Annotated in this window: 15 protein-coding genes, 1 tRNA gene and 1 pseudogene; 12 read left to right on the top strand and 5 right to left on the bottom strand. The window is 56.9% G+C overall.

The features are described from left to right. Window positions 1-3,342, bottom strand: a 3,342-nt coding sequence (locus tag D1222_RS15625; protein WP_182481940.1) for an RHS repeat protein, incomplete at its 3' end; no start/stop codon positions are given. Window positions 3,343-3,571: 229 nt separating this feature from the next. On the opposite strand from D1222_RS15625, the gene D1222_RS15620 reads away from it, so the two are divergent. The 6 genes from D1222_RS15620 to D1222_RS15595 are packed head-to-tail and all read left to right on the top strand — an operon-like array spanning window position 3,572 to window position 8,511. Further along, the gene (locus D1222_RS15620) at window positions 3,572-3,883 is read left to right on the top strand and encodes a hypothetical protein (RefSeq protein WP_119455169.1); all 312 of its coding nucleotides are present in this window, start codon (window positions 3,572-3,574) and stop codon (window positions 3,881-3,883) included. Between the two features lie 8 nt (window positions 3,884-3,891). After that, the gene (gene hxsB, locus D1222_RS15615; protein ID WP_233348832.1) at window positions 3,892-5,292 is read left to right on the top strand and encodes a His-Xaa-Ser system radical SAM maturase HxsB; all 1,401 of its coding nucleotides are present in this window, start codon (window positions 3,892-3,894) and stop codon (window positions 5,290-5,292) included. A gap of 8 nt (window positions 5,293-5,300) precedes the next feature. Beyond that, entirely contained in the window at window positions 5,301-6,371 is a 1,071-nt protein-coding gene (hxsC, locus tag D1222_RS15610) for a His-Xaa-Ser system radical SAM maturase HxsC (protein ID WP_182482020.1), read from the top strand. Continuing rightward, on the top strand, window positions 6,368-6,922 hold the full coding sequence (hxsA, locus tag D1222_RS16010; RefSeq protein WP_119455166.1) for a His-Xaa-Ser repeat protein HxsA: 555 nt from the start codon (window positions 6,368-6,370) through the stop codon (window positions 6,920-6,922). The genes hxsC and hxsA overlap by 4 nt, the downstream gene beginning before the upstream one ends. Next, complete coding sequence (locus tag D1222_RS15600) at window positions 6,897-7,292, top strand: TIGR03982 family His-Xaa-Ser system protein (RefSeq protein ID WP_233348831.1); 396 nt, start codon at window positions 6,897-6,899, stop codon at window positions 7,290-7,292. The genes hxsA and D1222_RS15600 overlap by 26 nt, the downstream gene beginning before the upstream one ends. Continuing rightward, window positions 7,276-8,511 carry a His-Xaa-Ser system-associated MauG-like protein gene (locus tag D1222_RS15595; RefSeq protein ID WP_182482019.1) on the top strand — a complete coding sequence of 412 codons (1,236 nt, stop codon included), beginning with the start codon at window positions 7,276-7,278 and terminating at the stop codon, window positions 8,509-8,511. The genes D1222_RS15600 and D1222_RS15595 overlap by 17 nt, the downstream gene beginning before the upstream one ends. A 72-nt stretch (window positions 8,512-8,583) precedes the next feature. On the opposite strand, the gene D1222_RS15590 is transcribed toward D1222_RS15595, so the two are convergent. Further along, window positions 8,584-9,405, bottom strand: a complete 822-nt coding sequence (locus D1222_RS15590; RefSeq protein ID WP_119455164.1) for a WYL domain-containing protein — start codon at window positions 9,403-9,405, stop codon at window positions 8,584-8,586. Between the two features lie 74 nt (window positions 9,406-9,479). Here D1222_RS15590 and D1222_RS15585 point away from each other — a divergent pair, with 74 nt between their 5' ends. From D1222_RS15585 to D1222_RS15580, 3 genes and pseudogenes are all read left to right on the top strand, one after another. Next, a complete protein-coding gene (locus D1222_RS15585; protein WP_119455163.1) occupies window positions 9,480-10,622 on the top strand; it encodes an exonuclease SbcCD subunit D in 1,143 nt (380 codons plus the stop codon). After that, window positions 10,619-11,197 (top strand): annotated as a pseudogene (locus tag D1222_RS16005) (AAA family ATPase); the annotation flags it as partial. The gene D1222_RS15585 and the pseudogene D1222_RS16005, both read left to right, overlap by 4 nt. 252 nt (window positions 11,198-11,449) lie before the next feature. After that, on the top strand, window positions 11,450-13,690 hold the full coding sequence (locus D1222_RS15580; protein WP_233348829.1) for an SbcC/MukB-like Walker B domain-containing protein: 2,241 nt from the start codon (window positions 11,450-11,452) through the stop codon (window positions 13,688-13,690). Between the two features lie 793 nt (window positions 13,691-14,483). Here the strand turns inward: D1222_RS15580 and D1222_RS15575 are convergent. Further along, on the bottom strand, window positions 14,484-15,986 hold the full coding sequence (locus tag D1222_RS15575) for an AAA family ATPase (RefSeq protein WP_119455161.1): 1,503 nt from the start codon (window positions 15,984-15,986) through the stop codon (window positions 14,484-14,486). Between the two features lie 385 nt (window positions 15,987-16,371). Here D1222_RS15575 and D1222_RS15570 point away from each other — a divergent pair, with 385 nt between their 5' ends. The 3 genes from D1222_RS15570 to D1222_RS15560 are packed head-to-tail and all read left to right on the top strand — an operon-like array spanning window position 16,372 to window position 18,496. After that, complete coding sequence (locus D1222_RS15570; protein WP_119455160.1) at window positions 16,372-16,608, top strand: DUF3489 domain-containing protein; 237 nt, start codon at window positions 16,372-16,374, stop codon at window positions 16,606-16,608. Beyond that, window positions 16,605-16,994: a DUF2924 domain-containing protein gene (locus D1222_RS15565; protein WP_119455159.1), complete on the top strand. Its 390-nt coding sequence runs from the start codon at window positions 16,605-16,607 to the stop codon at window positions 16,992-16,994. Before D1222_RS15570 ends, D1222_RS15565 begins: the two co-directional genes overlap by 4 nt. Next, complete coding sequence (locus tag D1222_RS15560) at window positions 16,991-18,496, top strand: recombinase family protein (protein ID WP_119455158.1); 1,506 nt, start codon at window positions 16,991-16,993, stop codon at window positions 18,494-18,496. Before D1222_RS15565 ends, D1222_RS15560 begins: the two co-directional genes overlap by 4 nt. A 780-nt stretch (window positions 18,497-19,276) precedes the next feature. Here the strand turns inward: D1222_RS15560 and D1222_RS15555 are convergent. Both D1222_RS15555 and D1222_RS15550 read right to left on the bottom strand, forming a co-directional pair. Then, a tRNA-Ser gene (locus D1222_RS15555) sits at window positions 19,277-19,366 on the bottom strand. A 71-nt stretch (window positions 19,367-19,437) separates the two neighbouring features. After that, on the bottom strand, window positions 19,438-21,429 hold the full coding sequence (locus tag D1222_RS15550) for an alkyl/aryl-sulfatase (protein WP_119455157.1): 1,992 nt from the start codon (window positions 21,427-21,429) through the stop codon (window positions 19,438-19,440). Between the last annotated feature and the right edge of the window lie 455 nt (window positions 21,430-21,884).

Raw genomic sequence — 21,884 nt, 5'->3', positions numbered from 1 at the left:
AGCGCTCGGTTCACCGAACACGCTAAACTGATTGAGCCCGATGGACGTGCCTGACGCAGCGCTCAGCAGGGTCACCGACCCGCGCTCGTCTGCACTCATGTACCGGCGGGTGGAAGAGCTGACGCCTGAGCCTTCATACCAAACCAGCGGTTCGTCCAGGCTAGGCCCGTGCACGTAGCGCCGTAGCAGATTGCCGCCATTATCGTATTCGCCAATGAGCTGAACACCGTCATAGAGCATCTTGGTATTGGCCGTATCCGACACCGTTGTCAGCCTGCCGGCCGGGTCGTAGCTGAGCGAGGTTCCCGAGTTCACACTGGTGAGGCGGTTCTCAGCATCATAGGCATAGCTTTGGTTGCCATCATTGGTGAGGTTGCCGCGTGCATCATGCGTGACAGACTGCGAGTCGGTTGAGGTGAGCTTGCTCTGCATGTCATAGGCGTAGCTGTGGCCCGATGCAGGCAGCTGATCGGCATAGGAGAAGTTAGAGACCTGTCTCTGAACGATCTGACCGCTCGCATTGTAGGTGTAGTCATATTCGACGCTGTAGTCGGTATCGTTCGGCACGCTGATGTTGAGATCAGAGAGGCGGGACGCGTCATCATAGCCATAAGTTGTCGTCACCCCATTGCCATAGCCAAGCGCGCTGCGGCGACCTTGGCTGTCGTAGGTGAACGACGCCAACGGCGTGGAGCCGTTTTCACGAATGGTCGTCAGCGCCGAGCTACCTGCAAGGTATTCATAAGTGATGTAGACACTGTCCGGCCATGTCATCCGCGTGCGCCGTCCGCCGCTATCATACTGGTAAGAGACAGTGCCGATCGCGCTTTGCTCTGACGTCATCCGGCCGAGAACGTCCCAACCATAGCTGAGCGTTGTGCCGCCCGACGTGACTGACGTTTGATGCCCAAGGCCATCATAGGTGTAGCTCAGCGCTGACAGCCCAGATGGACGGGAGATATCAGCGATCCTGCCCAGATTGTCGTAAGCGAAGCCGAACGTCTCACCGTTCCGGTTCTTTGCGGTGTGCACGTCGGAGGTCGATAAGCCATTATCGACCCAGTAGGTTACAAGCTCAAAGTCGGTCGTAGAGCTTGCGCCTGACGAAGACGGATCAGGATAGCGCGTTTTTACGAGCCGATCGAGACCGTCATACTCATAAGTGGTCCGGGCCCCTCTGCCATCGGTAATGGTTTCGACCTGACCGTTATCTGTATAGCTCACCGACTGGTCACGCGCAGCGGACGTGCCAAATGCGCTGGTGGCTTTCCAGGGCCGACCATAGCTGTCGTAGAAAGTCTTGGTGATCCGGTCGATGCCGGCGCCAGACTGAGTACAGGCTGATGCTGGTAGCGAGCTATAGCTGGTCGGGCTCATCCGTAGCGCGGCGCATTCCGGCCGTCCCACGCTATCATAGCTGACCTGGCTCACTGATATGACAGCGCTCGAGCTATCAACCAGCTGCGTCTTCTGCTGACGGCCATAAGTGTCGTAGAACTGCGTCGCGACAGATATTGGGGAGAAGCTCCGGCTTCCGCTCGGTGCGTTCACGGACCCGGATTCTTGCTCGATTGTCTGGCCATCATCATTGTAGCTGATCGCGGCATATGAATGCTGCATGCCGCCGCTCGCATCGGGGTCCGGCCCCGTCGTCAACGTCACGCGGCCCATATGGTCATATTCGTACCAAGAGCTGTCATCATCGCCAGCAAGAGGACCATCGACTTTGGTGACACGTCCCCACGTGTCGTAGGTGTAGGCGGTCGTCGCTATAATCGAATAGTCGACAGAACGGCGCGTGACCGACTTGAGCAGGACATTGCTCGGGGTCGATGAGTTGCCAGCCTCATAGGCATAATCGGTTACCTCGATCGCAGAGGAGTTGCCGACGCAATTGTCAGTCTGGCTTGGGACACTGCACCGAAGGCTCTGAACGAGGCGCCAGACAGGCGCCGACGCTTGAACTTGCGAGGTACCCGAGCTTGCCTTGACCCAGGCATATTTCTGAACGTAGCCGAATGTCTGGATAGGATAATCCGCGCTCGAATTTGGCCGCGGATGCTCAATCCGGATAACTTCGCCATGCGCTGAGGAGTAGCTATATTTAGTGATCAGACCGCGTTCGTTCGTCACCGTAATCGGCTTGCTACAATATTTGTAGGTCGTGGGGCCGCAGGCTGCATAGGTGAAACTAACGACCCTGTCCGGCACACCTGAAGAGGGTTTTGCTTTTTCGCGGATCTCTTCCAACCGTCCAAGGGGATCGAATTTGTATACGACCGAATTGCCCTCAGGATATGTTACGGTCTCAGGGAGCCCATCTTTGTAAGTGTAGGTGACACCAAGCCCGCTTGTCTGCCCAGACGGTATGGTCTCGGCAGAGAGGATTTGACCGTCGCTATTATAAGTCGAGACTTGAGAAATGCCGCTTGGGCCGGTCACCGTCGATTGCGTTTGGCTTGATGTGCTCGAGCTCGAATAGGTCCAGGTATTGCCCGCATAGGCGCGGCTGCTGACCCGGCCATTACTGTCGAGGGTGACTGTCGTGGACACGCCTTCTGGAGAGGTCACCTGGATTTGCGTGTTATTCCCGACGGCTGTGTCGGTCACGCTGTAGGTTTCGCCTGCAGAGTTTGTGAGGCCTGAGGCGCTCGGCCAATTGCCCGACGGAAGGCCGCTACAATTGTCGAGCGTAACGTCACAATACTTATACGCGGAGTTGATGAGTGAATTGCCGTCCTCGGTTCGTAGCTGATAGCCGAGGCTGCTTGAGACATTTGGACCGTCATAGGTGATGACCTCACCATTCGGTCTGGTCACACTCGTGATGGCGGCATGCAATCCGATCGACGTATCGCGAAGGTCTCCAGAAAACTCGATGACACTACCGTCCGAAGCTTTGTAGGTGAAATCACCCCAGCTTCCGCCGCTTACATCTTCTTCGAGCGTCGATACAGTCGGGCGCCACGGAGCGTAGGTGCCTAAAGACGGATTTGTGAGCGTGAATTCTTCAGTGAAATTACCGTAGCGAACGGTGAACCGGCCTGTCGTGCTGCTTTCGTACACACCGCCGCCGAGGTTATTGCGCCAGCTCAGATTGGAGAAAGATCGCGAATAGCTAAGGCCACCTTGCCCACCAGGATCGCCAATCCGCGCCAGCTCGAATGACATGCCATAGCTGCCAGAGAACTGATCAACCCCGCCGCTATTAAGCGCGGTATTGTTCTCTGGAAGAGCGGCAGGCTCGTCATTGATCGTATCAAAGGGCGGCAGTTGCGCATAAGAAGCCGGAACCAAAAACGCAAAGCTGACGCCAAGCGTCACCAACCAAGCCGACTTCATTTTCAAACCCCCGAAACCCATTAACCTTCAGCAACAGTCCCGATCACCCACCAGGCTGTCAACCTGTGTTTTAGGAACTTTTGGCTTGAAGGAGTGCGGGCCCCTGTCACTCAAGGCGAAAAAAGTTGGCTAGGTGTAGGGAACTCGACTTGGGCACCCGCTCCCACTCTCGTATATTATCGGTGTCCAACATCATTCTGGTCGCACAAGCTGGATCAGAAAATGAGGGATGGTCGAAAAAGAAAACCATGCGCGCGGATTCCGACTTGCCCGAAGAGCCTTGATTGGGCAGCATCACCACATGGTTAGGATATTTCTGTCTGAAGTTGATCTTCCTTTTGCTGAGGAAGTCGTCCATCGAGTCAGTGTGCTGATTCCGGGCACCGAGCCGTACATCGATGGCGGCTTATTTCACGCCAAGTCTGAGGGTTTCGACAAAAATCAGTTGTTAATCGCCGTGCACGATCAGTTCCTTCAATGCCGCCTTGCCGCGCAAAATGAGCAACTTCGACGACAACTTTACGAACGCTTGCTCAGATGACACGGGCGTTGCCACTGCGATTTCGGCGGGTCGCCGACGATACCGCGATCGTTGCCGATGAGGCGGGTCGCTTCTTCCGGTCGAATATGTCCTTTGTGTCCCGACTGGCGGATGGTCATCTGACGCCAACCGACAAAGCGTTTCTTGATAGTCGCGGTTTTCTTCTTGGAAAGGAAGATCAGCTCAACGAAACATCGTTCCTGTACGCACTCGCACAGAGGTTGCAGCCTCCTAAGCCGCTCTCTTATGTGATCCTAATTCCTACACTTCGTTGCGATCTCTCTTGTGCATACTGCCAAGTTTCGCGAGCGGCGCAGACGGCGAAAGGATATGACTGGAGTGAAGAGACACTTCAGGCAGTGCTTCAATACCTGGACGAGCATGGCGGCGAATCGATTCAGATCGAGTTTCAGGGCGGCGAACCTTCGCTACGACTCGATCTGCTTGAACGTGTTGTCCAATTCGCAAGAGCGAGATTTAGCAAACCACAGTTTGTGGTGTGCACCAATCTCTCCTCGATCGACAGCGCGTTTGCAGACTTCATGGCGAGCGAGGATGTTTACATCAGCACATCTCTCGATGGTCCTTCCTGGCTTCACGAGGTGCAGCGCACCCAAAACTCAGACCGAACGAGCAGGTTTTTCAGCAATCTTAGCAAGGCATGTGATTTGGCCCCCGGCAGGGTTCACGCCCTCCCGACGCTCGATGTCAATCGGCTGCCCGAGCCTAACGAGTTACTCGACGCCTTCGACGCATTCGGGCTTCGATCGATCTATTTGAGGCCGGTTTCCTATCATGGTTTCGCCAGGAAACATCACCCTACATCCGTCGGCTATGATCCGCGCTGGTCCAATTTCTACAGCAGCGTGATCCACGCTATGATCAGCCGGAATACGTCGAATTGTGGCGCTGCATGGGAAGAATTTTACCTCACACACCTAATCAAGAGGCTCTTGCGGCCCGGCGAAAATAGTCACGCTGATATTCGCTCGCCGAACTGGCTCGGCTATGATCACCTCGTCATCGACTATGACGGGGTCCTTTATCCAACCGATGAAGCAAGGATGCTCGCGCGAACCGGCCAGGTGGACCTGAATTTGGGAAATGTTCAAAACGGCCTCGATCTTGGTCGAAGGGCACAAATGCAGGCGGCCGCATTCAATGCTCTGGATCCATGGTGTTCGCGCTGCCCCTATCAGTCCGCTTGTGGCCGTGATCCGATAGACGACCTAGCAAGGCATGGGCACGTCAATCCGCCCCGACCAAGGACCGCCTTCTGCCAACGCCATACGCACTTGTTCGACTTAGCCGCAAGCCTGATCTATTCCGACTGCCCCGACACTCAACTGAGCCTGTCGAAGTGGTTGGAGCTACCGGTCCCGACAAAGCTGGGTGAACAGCACTTATGATCCCGCTCATGATCAAAGCCAGTTTCGAAGACAAAAGCGCTCCTCCATTCGTCGCGAGAGTAGGGTTGGAAAGCGCAAATAATACTGCGGCTCTCAGCGCTGAATTGCCCGACGTCCACATTTATCAGTATCGCGAACAGAGTTTTTCAGTCGCCTCAGATATGGGGCGGTCGATGAACGGCGATGTCATCTTTGCCAATCCGGCGACTGGCACGTTGCACCGCTGGCTTCGCTCGGGTTCCAGCCACAACACACTTCTCGTGACCGAGCGGTGCGACCAGCTTTGCCAGATGTGCTCTCAGCCTCCGCGCAAGACGCACCTAGACATGTTCGACCACCTCAAGCAGGCCTGCTTGCTGGCAGAGCCTTGTGCACAAATCGGCTTTTCGGGCGGCGAGCCGCTACTCTTCAAACATCAACTCTTTGAACTACTCGAAACAGTTGGCGAGGCTCGCCCTGACCTCACCTTTCACATTCTGACGAATGCTCAGCACTTCGACACCGCGGATGTGGAACGGCTTCGTTTGACCGTGTATTCACGAGTAAAATGGGGTATTCCGCTCTACAGTGACCAAGCCGCAATGCACGACCAGATCGTGGCCAAACCCGGCGCGTTCGCACAGCTCATGAGCAGTTTTGCTCTACTGGCGCATTCTGGCCAATCGATCGAACTGCGCACAGTCCTCCTGAGGGAAAACTATTCGAGCTTGCCAGAGCTTGCGCGCATGGTGAGCAATCGACTGCCTTTCATTTCAACGTGGGCAATCATGCAGATGGAGCGAATAGGGTTCGCCAGAAACAGGTGGGCGGATCTCTTCGTGGATCACTCAGCACAGACCGCTCCGCTCGACGAGGCAGTTTCTATCGCCACCAGTCGGTCGCTGGATGTGGCTCTTTTTAACATGCCGTATTGTACGGTCAGCCCTGCGCTTCGCCCCTACCTGCACGCCTCAATCTCGGATTGGAAGAATGCCTTTTCTTCTGAATGTAAGGATTGCACGGCCAAGTCTTTTTGCGCCGGCTTTTTTGCGTGGCATGCTACACTTGCTGACTATGAGAGGGCGGGGCCAATACGATGACAAGTGCACGCAAGTTTTTGATCCGGTCACTTGCTGCCGCTGGATTTACCGTGCCTCAGGCCCAGGCTGGGCTGCCGCAACACGGTTCCGGAGACGATCCGGTTGAGAACGCCCCCTCCTTGTTCGACACGTTTCGTTTACAGCATGATTACACACTGGCGCAGCATCGGTCCCACTCTTCACACCGGTCTCATAGCTCCCATCGTTCTAGCTCGGGTGGCAGGCGGAGCGTTCCGACGTACAGCCCTCCGCCGCCCCCTCCTCCGCCGGCTCGTCGCAATCCATCGGAAAGCACACCGCCTCAGTCCGTGCTGCCGCGATCGTCCACTGCGCCAGAGCCACTGCCGAAGAAAGACGAGAAGTTCACCCAGATTGTGAAGCGGGTGCAGGCCGGCCTTTACGCATATGGATACTATACAGGCACACTGGACGGCATTGTCGGACCGGAAACTCGAGCCGCCATTACCAAATACCAAACTGAACATGGTTATTCGGTGACTGGAACGATCACTCCTGAGGTTCTTGATGGCTTGGGTATCGAGGCAAAGTAAGCTCTTTCTAATCGTTACGTTCTCTATTGGAATTGCGGTGGGCTTGTTGGCCGCGCCAGCTTGGAGATGGAGTTTGGTTCAATTGCATCAGGCAGAGTACGGCGACCTGACTTTCAAGTGCGACAGCGCCATGAGGGCGCACTATCTTGCAAAATCTCAGCTTTCGCATTCGACAACCCAGTCTGATGTTGAACGATTACGACAGACCGAACTGGCGCTCATAGACTGCCAGGATTACGATCTCATGCAGAAGAACTTAATGATGTGGGGTCTTCGTGAAAACGAACTTGGCCTGATGCGTCTGAAGGCGATCGAAGCCGATGCGGACGGTCTTAAGGACGTCGTGGAGTCCCATGAAATCCGTTATTAAAATTATGCTCGGCATCAGTGCGTACTGCCTCCTTGTGTCCTTTTCGGGCAATTCGCCAATGCGTGAAGAGGCTTTGCGCCGGGCGGCAATTCAGGCCGGCGTGGTCCCGCTCGAGGAAATCCAGATTGAGACGGATCCAGACTTGGTAGAAATCGGCGCGGTCCTGTTTGAGTCAGAACTTCTCAGCTTTAATGGCGACACCTCGTGCAGCACCTGTCACCTTGATGAGTTTGCGTCAGCCGACGGCCTTCCAAACGCGGTCGGCACGGGTGGACACGGAGAAGGACTCAAGCGCTTGGAAAGCGGTGGAGACGTCGTCCCTCGCAACACGCTTGCGTTGTGGGGACGCGGCTCGAAAGGCTTCGATACGCTGTTCTGGGATGGCAAGATAAAAAGAACCGATAATGGAATTATCAGTCAATTCGGCTCATCCGTGCCTTCAAACGATGACCCGCTATTTGTGGCGGTCCATCTCCCTTTCGTAGAAATTAGAGAAATGGTTGTTCGCGACAGCGGCGTTCGCGAAGACCTTGAGAAAGAGGACGTCGATAGCGCGGCAGAGATTTATTCCGTTCTCACACAACGAATTCAAGAGGATATTGAACTGGGCCCAGCTATAGCAGCTGCGAACGAAGTTTCAGTTGAGGCGCTCGAGTTTAAACACATCGCCGCCTCTGTTGCCGCGTTTATTCGAGAGAGGTTTTCGGTTCGACGGACAAGATTTCACGACTTCGTTTTCAACGGTGGTGAGTTATCCGCAGAAGAACTTGAAGGAGGCTTGATCTTCTATGGAAAAGGCCGCTGCTCGAGCTGTCACACAGGCTCCCTGCTGAGCGACCTGAAATTTCACGCAATGCCCTTTTTGCAAGCGGGATTTGGCAAGAATGGCTTCGGGGTAGACTACGGGCGCTTTAACGTTACGTACGACACTACCGACTTGTATAAATTCCGCACACCGCCGCTCATTAGCGTAGCCAAGACTGGCCCTTGGACACACTCTGGTTCGATGTCGAGCCTGCAGAACGTAATAGTTGCTCACCTTGACCCCTTGTCCGCGTACGACGGCAGCGGTCGATCGGCCCGCCAACGGCGAGAAGATCTCGCTCGGCTTGCGCGGTGGATCGATACTGAGGCGTTGCCAGAACCTCTGTCGGGACAAGAGATAGAAAGCGTTGTTTCCTTTCTCGAAACGCTTAACGCAGGGCCCGCGGATCCGTAGCCTTCCTTCTCATACAGGCCGTTATGCGATCGAAGATGAGGCAAATGCCCTCTTAGGGCGCAAAAGCGTATGTTAGCTTCTAGTTGATAGTGTTCCGTTGTCTTCAGGCCAAACTAATTCTGTCTTAACCTTTTCAAGACGTGCCCCCGGTTCGTTCAAGCCCCAACGTCGATCTATATAAAACTCCAAGGCTTTACGCACTTCGACTTTCAGCAGGTCGTCGCTAAAGCCATACTCTCTTCGGACGACGGCAGCTTGAGCGGAGCTCAGATACACGCTTGGGCGAAGCCAGATCACGCTCAGTGTGTGCCATTCGAGATCAAACGGTAACGGAGCTTTTATCTCACCAGTTGGGTAGTCGATCTTCGGTTCAATACGGGAGGGGTGGAAATTCCGGAACTCGCCACGCTTGAAGCTGTAGGCGCGGAAGTGAATGGTTTCGCCGTCGAATGTAAAACGCGTCGGCGCAATCCATTGTGGCGCCGTTTCCCCAGAACTCATCGAGGTATAAGAAATTTTGATTTTCCGCTTGTTCGAGATGGCGTCGTGTAATGCGATCGCGACATGAGTGTCCAGCCACCTATTTGCGCGAGGCAGCGCTGCAGGTAATTCATCTTCCGAGCTAGTGTCGAGAACCTCGAATACGTCCTGCATTGAAGACGGCGCGAGAGGTCGATGGTGGCGTTTGGCGACATAAGCTTTCAATTGAGCGTCATATTCCGGCGCGTCCTCTACAAGCGAGAGATAGGCCCGAAAATCATTGGCGGCCTGTGCTGTCGAGATTCCGAACCGGTCGGTGAGATCTCGTCGCCGACCAACTCCGCGCCAGGTAAAGCATCGGTCGAGAAAAAGGAGCCTCTGTCGCTGGGCATGTTTCAGGTTGTCGAGCGTCATCCGGTTTCCTCACTTGACTCTTGATAACTAATGCGGCCATAAAGTATACGTATAAAAACTATACGGAACAAGCCATGAAACTGCTGCACACTTCGGACCTGCATCTCGGTCGCCAGTTCAATGGGATATCCCTTGAGGAGGATCACGCAGCGGTGCTCGAACAGATCGTCGAGGCGGTGAAGGCGCATAGCGTTGACGCGTTGATCATCGCCGGTGATGTTTTCGACAGGGCGTCGCCGCCACAAAGTGCAGTGCGGCAGTTCAAAGGGTTCCTACAACGAATCAAAACCGAGACCGACGCCGCTGTCGCCATGATCGCGGGCAATCATGACTCAGGGGACCGTATCGACCTGTCAGCCATTGCTGCGGATCGTTCACGCTGGCTCATTCGCGGTGCGATCAGTGCTGAGGAAGCACCACTGCTGTATACGGACCAGCACGGCTCCGTTGCGATCTCGGCGTTGCCATTCGCTTATGAGTATGCAGCGCGCGAGTGCTTCGAGAGCGAGACCATTGATACGCCCGAAGATGTGCTGGTGGCCCAGGTCGCAGCCGCCCGCGCCCATATTCCTGAAGGTGCGCGATGGATTATCGTCGCACACGCCTTCGTCACCGGAGGCTCGGTCAGCGAAAGTGAGCGTTCCCTGACGCGGGTTGGGGGCATCGAAACTGTTGGGGCCTCCGCTTTCGACGGAGCGCACTATGTCGCTCTCGGACATCTGCATCGCCCCCAGTCGGTGGGCCGGGAGCATATTCGTTATTCGGGCTCGCCTCTGGCGTTCGGCTTCGACGAAGCCAACTCGGAAAAGTCGATGAGCCTGGTCGAGATTGATGCAGGCGGTCAGGTGTCGGTCGAAATCCTGCCGTTCGAACCGATCAGACGCGCCAGGGTTTTGCGCGGCAAACATGCAGAACTCTTGCTCTCCGATCCATCGAGCGATTTCATCAAGGCGGAACTGACAGATGATGCACCCGTCATTGACGGCATGAAGCGACTGAGGGGCGTGTTTCCGAACGCCTGCGAGCTAGTCTATGTTCGCAATGATCGCCCGCTTGAGACGAAGTTCGTGAACGGAACGGCTTTAATCGCTGCTGAGCCAGCGGACACGGTCCGAAATTTCCTCGGCGAAGTCGGCTTGGAAGACATCACCGATGCCGAACAGAAAGTTGTTGCAGCTTCCCTCACGCGCTTGCGGCAGGGGGAGGATGCAGAATGAGACCAGTCCGACTCACACTCCAGGCCTTCGGTCCCTATGCGAACAGGGAGGTCATCGATTTCCGCAACGCTGTTGAGGCGGGACTGTTTGGCATCTACGGCCAGACCGGTTCGGGCAAATCGACAATCTTTAGTGGAATGACCTTCGCGCTGTTTGGAGAGGCGTCGAAGTCGGAACAAGATCGCACGTCTCTTCGCTCTGATCATGCGGCGGCCGACCTGCTCACGGAAGTCGAGTTCGTCTTCGACGTGGGGGAACGGCGTTTCGTGGTGGTTCGCCAGCCGGACCAGATGCGCCCGAAACAGCGCGGCGAAGGTGAAACCCAAAGCGCTCATGAAGCCTATCTTTTCGAGGCGACAGGACTTTCGCTCGACGAGATCACCGGTGAGAAGCGCGGCAAGATTATCGCTGAAAAGAAAGTCGGGGTTGTCAAAGCCGCCGTTGAGGAGCTCCTCGGATACGGCGCAGAACAGTTCCGGCAAATCGTTTTGCTCCCGCAAGGCCGGTTTGAAAAGTTCCTGTCCGCCAAAACCAATGAACGTGTGACAATCCTTCGAGACTTGTTCGACGTCTCGCTCTATCAGGCCTTGATGGCTGACCTGAAGGAACAGGCCGCTGACGCCGAACGGCAGGTGCGCGACGAACGGGCGGTCTGCGCTGGACGGCTCAAAGCCGAAGGGTTTGAGAGCATTGACGCCCTGCTCGACGGCATAAACGTAGCCCAAACTGGGGTTCAGGAGCGATCTGTTGTCGAAGCGGGAGCAAAGCAACACGCTGTGAAAGCGGAGACTGCGCTTCGGTCTGCCGAAGCGGTCGAGGCAAAGTTCGTGGCGTCGGAGCAGACACAAGCGACGCTCATTGTCCTAACGGGTCGCAAGGCTGAATTTGCAGCCATCTCAACTAGGGTAAAACAAGCGGAGCGCGCCCGGCTGATTTTGGATGTCGAAGACCAGCTCAAAGCGGCGCTGCGAGATGTTCGAGATGCCAACAATAAACTCGCTGTAGCCAAAGAAGCGGCGAACAAGGCCCAGAAAAACGTCCAGGCCGCGACCGAAGCTGTGCATAAGGAACAGGCAAGAGCTCCAGAAATCGAGGCCGCGCGCAAACGCAAAGATGATCTTGAGCGATTTGCCGGGGTTCTTGAGGCGGCTTCAGCCAGCGCTGAAGCCGTGGAGGCAGCGCTCGAGGCGCAGCGAATTGCCCAGGCGACCTTCGAGAAGAGTAAAGATCGGCTCGACCAATTGCGCAAAACGCGCGTAGAGCGCGAAACTGCACTCAAGTCAGCGCGGAGCGCTGAGAGCGCACGCGGTGAGCTCATTAAAGCGCAAACGTATCTCCTGACCCAGAAGAAAGCCGCCGAGGGCTACGGGAAAGCAGAAGCGGACGTGTGGTCGGCGACAGCTGCGTTTGAAAAAGAAAGCGCAGCTTCAGCCAAGGCGCTAGAGCATGAAGCCGAGGCGCGCGCCGCCTATGCAGCGGCGGAGCAGGCCTTGGCCGCTGCGCAAGCTCTGCATCTCGCAACCAACCTTGAGATCGATGCGCCCTGTCCTGTGTGCGGATCGACCGACCATCCGAACCCTGCCACGGGCAATATCGAGAATGCGGGACGTGATCAGGCCTTCCGCGAAGCCCGCGACCGGTTTGAAACGGCTGCACACGCTGCCCGCGAGGCCAGTGAAAAGCTAGCCGGGCTGAAAGCCACGCTCGAGGCACGTGAGGAAACTCTCTCTTCACTGGAACAGCCGACAGACACGCTCGCGGCGATTCTCGAGAACGTCAGACAGATTGAGGCTGACCTCGAAGCACTAGGTCCCGCCATCAATCTTGAGGAAGCCGAGGCGGCTATCGAAGCGCTCGACAAGCAGATTGAAGCCCAAGAAACCGAGACCGAACGCCTCCGCGGCGAAGCGGATAAATGCCGCAACGTTGCGACCGAAGCCAGAGCCGCCCGCGATGGAAAACTCGAAGCGGTCCCCGACGTACTCCGTACGCAGAGTGCAGTCATGTCCGCCATGGACGAGACGTCACGCTTGCTGGCCGAGTTGGTCGAAGCGAAAGACAAGGCCGAAGCTGTGCTCAAGGCGGCCCGCGAGGCCGTCCTCTCCGCTGATGCCACGCGCAAGGGCGCTGAGGAGTCAGCTGCAGTCTGCAAGGTCCGCTTCCAGAAAGCTGAGGCAATGTTCCGAACGCGTCTATCCGAGCAAGGGTTCACGGAAGAGCTTTATCAATCTCTCAAATCCGCCATTGCGACCATCGATTCAGATAGTGAAGCTGTCAGGACGTACGAGACTGAATTGAACGAGGCGCAGGGTGCGGCAAACGCTGCGGCCTCGGCGATTGGCAATCTGTCGCGCCCGGATCTTCCTGTGTTGAAGGAAGCTCACGAAGCCGCCGTAGCTAAAGTGAACAAAGCAACGGAAGACCGGATCGCTGCCAGCAACCGCGTCGAGCAGTTGGAGAAGCTAAGGCAAAGTCTCGAAGACACCATGCGCAAACTGGACGAAGCCGAAGCTGAGTCCGGCCCCCTTCGCAAAATCGCGGCGCTGGCGAACGGCGATAATCCGCTGAACCTTAAGCTCGAAACTTACGCGATCGGGGCCATGTTCGATCGCGTCCTCGAGGCTGCAAATGTCCGGCTCGGCCCGATGACCTCCTCCAGATACCAACTCGAGCGCGACACCGAAGTCGGACGCGGCAGCCGTGGTCTGGGCATCCAAGTATTCGATGTCCATACGGGCAAATCGAGGGGAACCGACACGCTGTCCGGCGGCGAGACGTTCATCGCGGCGCTCGCCCTCGCGCTGGGACTCGCTGACGTTGTTGAGTCCGCAAGCGGTAAAGTCCGCCTCGATACCATCTTCATCGATGAGGGATTTGGAAGCCTCGACACCGAGAACGGTTCAGGCACCCTCGACCAGGTCCTGAACGTCCTAAATAGTCTCGTCAGACAATCCCGCGCCGTCGGCCTGATTTCGCATGTCCCTCTGGTCCAAGATGCGATTCCAAACGGGTTCTACGTCCGCAGAGGGCTTACTGGAAGCGCTGTTGAAGAAAGGGGCGTAATCTGATGGCTGCCCGACTTTCCAAAAGAAGTGCCCACGCTCGGCGATTGGCCAGCGGCAAGATAGTTCATGTCAGAGAATGCTGGGTTGTGCGTGAGCACAGCACCAGCGAGAAAAGTACCCGATACCGACACAGTTGTCCGAAATGTGGAGCGCACATCTTAAGCGTTCACATGCCAAATGGCGGATGGGCGCATTTCGAAGGTGACCAGAGACTTTCGAGGATCAAGCATCCCTGCATGCATGTGGGCGAAGCGATGAAATCGAGCCGCGATAATCTGACTCTTGATCTATTTGATAAGAAAAACAACTATTCCGACCTATCGAGAAATCGACGGCGAGTCGGGAGTACAAAGTGACCTGAGACCCTCGCGTCCCTTAATGATTTCACGAGTCTGACCCTCTCATGCACTGATACCAAGAAATGGACCATTCCGGGTTCGAGTGTCCCGCCTTTCATCATCTAGCCAGAGTGGCAGCGGCCGGATCCTCAGCTTTGGAGCTTCGCTTTCACCTTTCGTTTAGGCGACTTATTACGCAGCTGCAGGCTAAGCCGCCCGACTGCGTAGCTCTTGCATTGAATTTTGCAAAACACTTCTGATCCGGCCGCAGTGAGCGCGCAATTCCTCAGCTCGAAATCAAAAATGGAGGCTTCGGGGCCTGCGCCCAATGCTAACCCATAAGCAAGTCGCAGCGTCACTTTCCCGAACCGGTCAGCCTACAGGCTGAATTGGCACGTGCCGCTGGCAAGCCCATGAGACACTTGGCCCGCCATCGGAAGATCTCAGGCAATCGGCAGCTAGCCGAGCATGGGTCCGAAGAGATGCATAAAGGCGGCGCGGTGCTGCGCCCACGTCCGGTTCGCGAACACACCACACAGTTGCTCCCTGAGGACCTCCTCCGATTTTTGCGTTCTGCCTTCGAGATAGTCGATGAGCTCATTGATAGTGCGTTTCGCCGCTCGTCGCTGGGAGCCGCCACGCAGCGCCGGATCATGACCACGCAAGATCGCGGCAATTCTAATCTGGTTGTCGTTGCACCTTTGCCGCAGCTGGATCTCAAACGCCCTAACATCGGCCGCAATATGGTTTACTAGGCCGACCTCCGGGGTGAAGGGCAAAAAGGAGATGTCGCGTTGCAGCCGCTGAAATTTCGCCAGCTGTGTATGATTATTGTTCTGCCGCCAAACCGCGATGCTGTCGGTCGCGACGTCGGCGTCAAGCACAGCCTTTTGGATGACCGTGTTTGGCAACACTGACCGGTTGCGCTGGAGGAAGGCTACGACTGCGTCGAATGGCCCAATCGGCACGATTTTGATACTCGGCCGGGCGGTAGGGTCGGGCACACTCTCGTCGGCGAACTTCTCGAAGAAGGCGGTCACCATTTCTCGCGCGAAAAGGTCTTCGACGTATAGCATGATGTCGGGCAACGTCTCCTCATCCGAAGCGATATTGCCGATAGCATAGGTTGGAAAGCATCCGACAACCGCCTTGATCTCCCCATCGTCCTGTTTGTCGAGGTAGATGATGCAGCGCCTGTCGATCGACTTCAGCAAGGTCACAGAATGCGTTGAGAAGATCACTGTTAGCGACTTCTCCGCCGCCTGGTTCTGTAGGTAACGAAGCAAGTTTACCTGGGCGCGGGGATGTAGCGCCATTTCCAACTCGTCGACGATGATCATGCTGTCGTTTTGGACCTCCCCAAGGAGACGGAGCAGCTTTAGCACGCACAGCTCGCCCAAGCTGAAGTGCTTCTCGGAGTGATAAGTGTAGGGCTGGGGCCCCAACGCAAGTACGAACGCTTCGTTACCAGCTCCGCGGGTTAGATTGGTTGTACGCAGCTTGTTGAACTTATCGGTGTCGAAAATGGCGTTGGCCGCGTGGATGATCGCTGGGTTCGCCGCACGGATATTGCGCGTGTCGAAGTCCTCTGGTCTGGGGGTGAGGCGATCCGCAGTCGCTCCGACATAGATGACCGATGGATATCCGAGCTCGTCGAAGAGGTGCGAATTGCTGCGCGGCCGCGGTGTCCAGCGCTCTCCGCGATAGGCGTATTCGACCGTTTCGCCTTCGATCTCATATGTTACGGTCCCTTCGCTGTGGTTGTCCAAGCGCTCTGAACGAAGTGATGATGGGAAGTGGATCGGAAAGGCATTCGATTGTCCGGTTCGGCGTAGACAGGCGAGCAGCGTAGTTTTCCCGGCCCCGTTGCCTGCCGTCAGAAGCCAGACGCCAGGATCCGGGATCTCGAAACGCAGTCGCGTGATGTTGCGGAGGTTTCGAATCTCAAGTGCAGCAGCCATGGGACATTTAAGCGAAAACTCTGGCGATAGTCGATAGGCCGTGGCGGACCTTTACCGCAAGCGGCGGCGATCGGCACTTAGAATTCCAAACAGAGAAAGCCGTAATGTTGAAGCAAAAATGGGCGTTGTATTCGAGACATCCGGGTGCCCCTCACCAGTCCGGCTCTTCAAAGGTTTTTGGCTCAAGAACAGCCCAAATGCAGGAAGCGAGGTTACAATTTCGGTTCCTTGACAATCCGGTCCCCGCAGCTTTTTCGCGGGCCGCTAGACTTCGTTCGCGTTCCGAGCATTGCTGTCTTCGACAATAGAAGCGCGGCCCGGTATCGGCCCGCGCTTGTCTCAGTGGGAGTGAATGATCGCGCCCACAATTCAAAGGAGACAAGTCATGACTGATCAAGACACACTCGACGCCCCAAGAGACGGCACCAAGGAAGCGCGCTTGGTCGCGGCGCTGACCGGCAAAGGCCAAACGCTGAAGCAACTTTCGGCCCTACTGACATGGCAGCCACACACCGTCCGTGCCGCCATGACCCGGCTGCGTAAACGCGGCTATGTCATCGACCGGGTAGCAAAGACCGAGAAATCTGCCGCGCGCTTCAAATTGCGCGGAGACAGGGCGTGAGCCTGGTCGACTTCCAGCGTCTTTCGCGAGAGGAGCTTATAGAGCGCTGGATCGAGACGATCGGTTCAGCGCCGCCGCCCAAACTTCGTTCGTCCATGATGGCTAAGATCCTGACCAGCGAACACCAATGGCAGACCTCAGATCGCCCACGGGCGGCGCTTGTTCGTAAGCTGCGACGGCTAACTGGGTCCGCGGCTGACAGCACCTCCCCGGCCAGAAGCGGCCAGCGCCTCATTCGAGAATGGAACGGCGTCGAGCACACCGTCGATATCACCGAGGCCGGCTATCTCTGGAGAGGCCAGACCTGGCGATCGCTGAGCGCCATCGCAAAGGAGATCACCGGGACCAAGTGGTCCGGACCTCGCTTCTTCGGTGTACAGACATGAAGAAGGTCCGCTGCGCCATCTACACCCGGAAGTCCTCCGACGAAGGCCTTGGCCAGGCCTTCAACTCGCTGCACGCGCAGCGGGATGCTTGCGAGGCCTATATCCGGTCGCAGCGCCATGAGGGCTGGAAGCTCATGCCGCAGCACTATGATGATGGCGGGATATCCGGTGGGACCATGGATCGCCCTGCCCTTCAAGCCCTGATTGCTGAAATCGAAGCCGGCCGCATCGATATGGTCGTGGTTTACAAGATCGACCGGCTCACACGCTCGCTTGCCGACTTCGCCCGGCTGGTCGAGCGGTTCGATGCGACAGGCGCATCGTTCGTTTCGGTGACCCAGCAATTCAACACCGCCTCCAGCATGGGCCGGCTTACACTGAACGTCCTGCTCTCCTTCGCCCAGTTCGAGCGTGAGGTAACGGCCGAGCGGATCCGCGACAAGATCGCTGCGTCCAAGAAGAAAGGCATGTGGATGGGCGGCGTTCTACCGCTAGGCTACGACAAAGCCGACGGCGGCTTAGTCATCAACAGAGCGGAAGCTGAGACTGTCAGAACCCTATTCGAGAAATACGCCGTCCTGGGCTCCGTGCGGAAGCTCAAGGACTTTGCTGATAGAGCTGACCTACGGACCAAGCAGCATGTGTTCGCCTCAGGCCGTGTAGCTGGCGGCAAGCTATTCACAACCGGCCATCTCTATCAGCTCCTCTCCAACACTCTCTATCGCGGAAAAATCAAGCATCGCGACCAAGTTTATCAGGGCCTACATGACGCAATCATTTCGGAAGCGCATTGGAGCCGGGTTCAGGAGAAGCTCGCAAACAACCGTGTCGCCAGAACGACGAGAAAGAACGCCGCCAGTCCATCCCCGCTTGCCGGCAAAGTGTTCGGCGGAGATGGACGATCCTTCTACGCGCATCATGCTCGCAAAGGGCAGCGCAGATATCGCTACTACGTCTCCGCAGATGATCAGGTCCGCCTGCCTGCGCGCGAGCTTGAGCAGGCTGCGTACAATGCGCTGATGCATCGCGCTGACGTTCGACAGCAAACGGCTGATGGTGACCCAGCTCAACACGATATGCTGCAACAAATAGACCGGCTTGTGGTTGGCTCAGCTGAGCTAGAAATCCTCCTTGCCGGAGAGGAGGACGCGCACCCAATGCGCGTTCCATTTACACAACGCCGCCGCGGCGTGGAAAGAAAACTCGTTCTGCAAAATGCTGACGTATCTCGAAAGGTGGATCAGGCCCTAATCCGTCGGGTCGTCAAGGCCATGGACTGGCTCGATGCCATTAAAGCTGGACGAGCGATCAGCGACATTGCGGCGGAGCAGAACGTCTCGCCATCCTACATCACGCACAATCTCGATCTGGCTTTTCTGTCGCCACGAATTCTTGAGGCGGTCAGTGAGGGACGCCAGGCGCCGCATATCTCTGCGTACCAGCTTTCGAAGATTTCGATCCCGGTAAATTGGGACGAACAGGACCCGATTTTCCTCTCCTAGATTCCCGCGTAATCACCCGGTGCATCCTCTGCAGAATCTTCAACGGTATGCGCTGAGGACTTGAGATGTTCCTCTCGGTCATACCCTTAGTCATATGACTTAGCTTATGACTAAAGGTATGACTAAAGCTATGACTTAGCTCCCCGCGACGATAGAGCAGCTCCGGCCGCGGCTCGCTTCTGAACTGGGCGCACCAGTTCCCAAATCGCTTCAGCGGTAGGTCGTTTACTTTGCAATATTCCCGCTGATTCAAGTCACTGCGCTACACGCCTCGTGATGAGCCCACGAGAACGCTTGCAGCTCCGCACGTTTCTCAACTGACAATCTCGTCATCGGCAGCTCCCCTCGGCTTTTGAACACCAACCGAAAGAGATCGAACGTCCCGCACAAGCATGTCACTATTGGACGCTTTCCTGGTCCGTTCACCGATTTTTCCCTGTTAATGAAAATAAATTTCCCTGTTATAGATCAAAAAATTCCCTGTTATTGCACGCAGGGAATTTAGCTTTAGAGCACTGTAAACACGAGATTTTGCAGCCCTTAGAGTCGACGTTCCCCTGCAAAAATAAGCGATTTCGCTGTAAATCGGGCGATAACAGGGAAAATGCCGCTAAACTTGACTGAAACATTGGCCGACAGAGACTTTTGGCTGAAAGTGCACGATTGCAGGAGAATGGAGACGGAAACTGCAGATTTTAGTCGCTGATACGGGCGATAAGTCCCGGAATTGTCGGGACTATTCGCAGACGTCTCGATTCTCGGAATTTTCGGAAGACTGGCTGGCGGAGAGGAAGGGATTCGAACCCTCGATACGCGTAAACGTATACGCCCTTAGCAGGGGCGCGCCTTCAGCCACTCGGCCACCTCTCCAACCAGATTGCCTGACTAACCGGATGGCCCTGCGCGGGCAAGAGGCCAATCAGCGCCGTCTGCATATCGCATCAGGGCGTCACCACAGGGAACCAGAAGTCCGGCTGGTCGAGCGCGCCCAGGAATGCGGCAGCAGCTGCCCCCTCCCCTTCGATTACAAGTGCGCCAGAGCCGACAAGTTGAGGCACGCCAGCTTCGCGCAGGATCAGCCTGTTGAAGTCGGCCCGCGTCATGTTCAGGGTCGCTGCCGTGTCACCGACCTCAGCGACGCTGCGCGGCACGATCACGTCGTGTCCAACCTCGACGCGGATGTTCTCGCCGGTGTCGCTGAATGCGAAGGCGACGGCGAATGGCTCACGCGAGAGCTTTTCAGGATTGTAACGGCTGGCGAGGGCATCAAAGAGATCAAGCGTCGGCACAGCGGCGAGGAAGTCGGCATTGCCGAGATTGGGCGCCCCACTGTCTGGAAGACCGTTCCTGAGTTCGAACGCCGCGGTCAGGAAATAGCTGCGCCATGAGCCGCTTTCAGCCTGAAAGCCCATCTGTTCATATGTCGCCGCCAGCCAGTCCTTTGCGGCCTGGCTGTCTGGCTCAGCAAAAACGGCCTTGTTGAAAAGCTCTGCGGCCCAGCGGTAGTCGCCCTCTTCATAGGCCTCCGCCCCGCGTGCAAGAACGGCCTCAAGACCGCCCATCGCCTCGATATAGCGAGGCGCAGCCTCTTCATCTGGCAAGGCGTGATAATTGGCGGGCACGCCGCTCCACCAGCCATAATAATATTGATAGACCGCCTTGGAATTGTGGTTCAGCGTCCCGTAATAGCCGCGCGTCGAGAAGTCCTCCTGGCTAAAGGCTGGCTCAGGAATTGTCTCAGCGGCTTCGGTCATCGTTGCGCCTGCATTGGCGCGGCGAAGCGTCTGGTCGTGGACATAGCGATAGGTGTCGCGCTGGTTACGCAGGAAGCTCTCGACATTCTCCTGTCCCCAGCTTGGCCAGTGGTGAGAGGCAAAGACGACGTCTGAGCGGTCGCCATAATCGGCGAGCGCACGGTCGATCACCCGGCTCCATTTCAGGGCGTCCCGCACTTTTGCGCCGCGCGAGGTCAGGACATTATGGAATGTCCCGGTCGCGACTTCCGCGGTGCAGAGCGCGTCAAACTCCGGCAGGTAGAACATGAATTCCGCCGGCGCTTCTGTGCCGCCCGCATCCATGAATTCGAAGGTCACGCCGTCAATCTCGCGGACTGTGCCCCAGCCTTCAATTTCTTCTGTCGGCAGGATGAGGCCCGTGGTGCCCTGCGGAAGGCCAGGGCCAAGACCCGTGCCGACCACAGCTTCTGGCGAGCGCGGGATCGTATTGCCGAACATGAGAACGGCGCGGCGCTGCATCAGATTACCGGCGATAAGGTTTTCGGCGACGGCAGCTTCAGTGAAGCCGATTGGCGCGAGCACGGGCACATTGCGGGCCTCAATCTCTTCCTCGCTGATCACGCCGCGGGCACCGCCAAAATGGTCAGCATGGGCGTGCGTGTAGAGAACGCCCGTCACCGGCCGCTCACCCAGCGTGTCGTTGACCAGTTTGAGTGCGGCGGCCGCCGTTTCCTTTACCGTCAGCGGATCGACGATGATCCAGCCAGTTTCGCCGCGAATGACGGTCATTACCGACAGGTCGTAGCCGCGCACCTGCCAGATGCCGTCCTTCACTTCGAACAGGCCGTGCTTTGCCGCGAGCGCCGACTGTCGCCAGAGCGACGGGTTCACCGTGGCGGGCGCCTCGCCCTGAAGGAAATCGAACTGCGGAATGGCCCAGACCGTATTGCCATCCTCGTCCAGAATGGCGTCGCCTTCGATTGCCGCAAGAAAGCCGCGTGAGGCGTCGGTAAAATCACCCTGGTCAGCAAGCGGCAGGCGTTCTGCGACAGCGCGGTTCGCGGCAGCGGTTGCTTCGCTTGCCTCGCCCGCTGGCGGCGGCGCCGGGACATCGACCTCGCCGCCCTCTGTGTGCGCGAATGCAGACATTGATGCGAATGCGAGCGCGAATGCCGATACGGCGAGTCTGTAGGTCATGCGGTTTTCCCTCCCACGGGTTTTGGATTGAGACTAGGCGGGTGGCATGGGTTGCGGAAGGGGAAATCTGGTTTGCTTTCGGGTTGGTGGTAGGGGGCGGACTTCTCGGACGCCTCACCCAACCGCTCATCCCGGACTTGATCCGGGATCTCGTGCGGCGGGCGATGACCTTCTCCCTTCTCCCTCGGGAGAAGGGTCGGGGATGAGGGGGACTGAGCTTCCAGCACACGCTGTGATTTGCAGTGAGGAGCAAAGGCGCGTCACTGCCGCTAGTTCATGGTGCCTCGGCGTAGCTCCCCCTCACCCCTAACCCCTCTCCCAAGGGAGAGGGGGATAGGTCCACAAACACCAATATCGCCACGCGGGTCTCCTCGCTGGCGGTGCGCTTTTTCTCTTGCCCCAGTGACAGGGCCGGGCGCGTCCAGGGTGGACGCTGTAGGTAATGCCAGCCTTTC

Origin of the sequence: Henriciella algicola (assembly GCF_003576245.1) — a bacterium.
In the GTDB taxonomy this organism is placed as follows: Bacteria; Pseudomonadota; Alphaproteobacteria; order Caulobacterales; family Hyphomonadaceae; genus Henriciella; species Henriciella algicola.
Note: the sequence above shows the minus strand (reverse complement) of the source record. Positions and strands in the feature narration are given on the sequence as shown.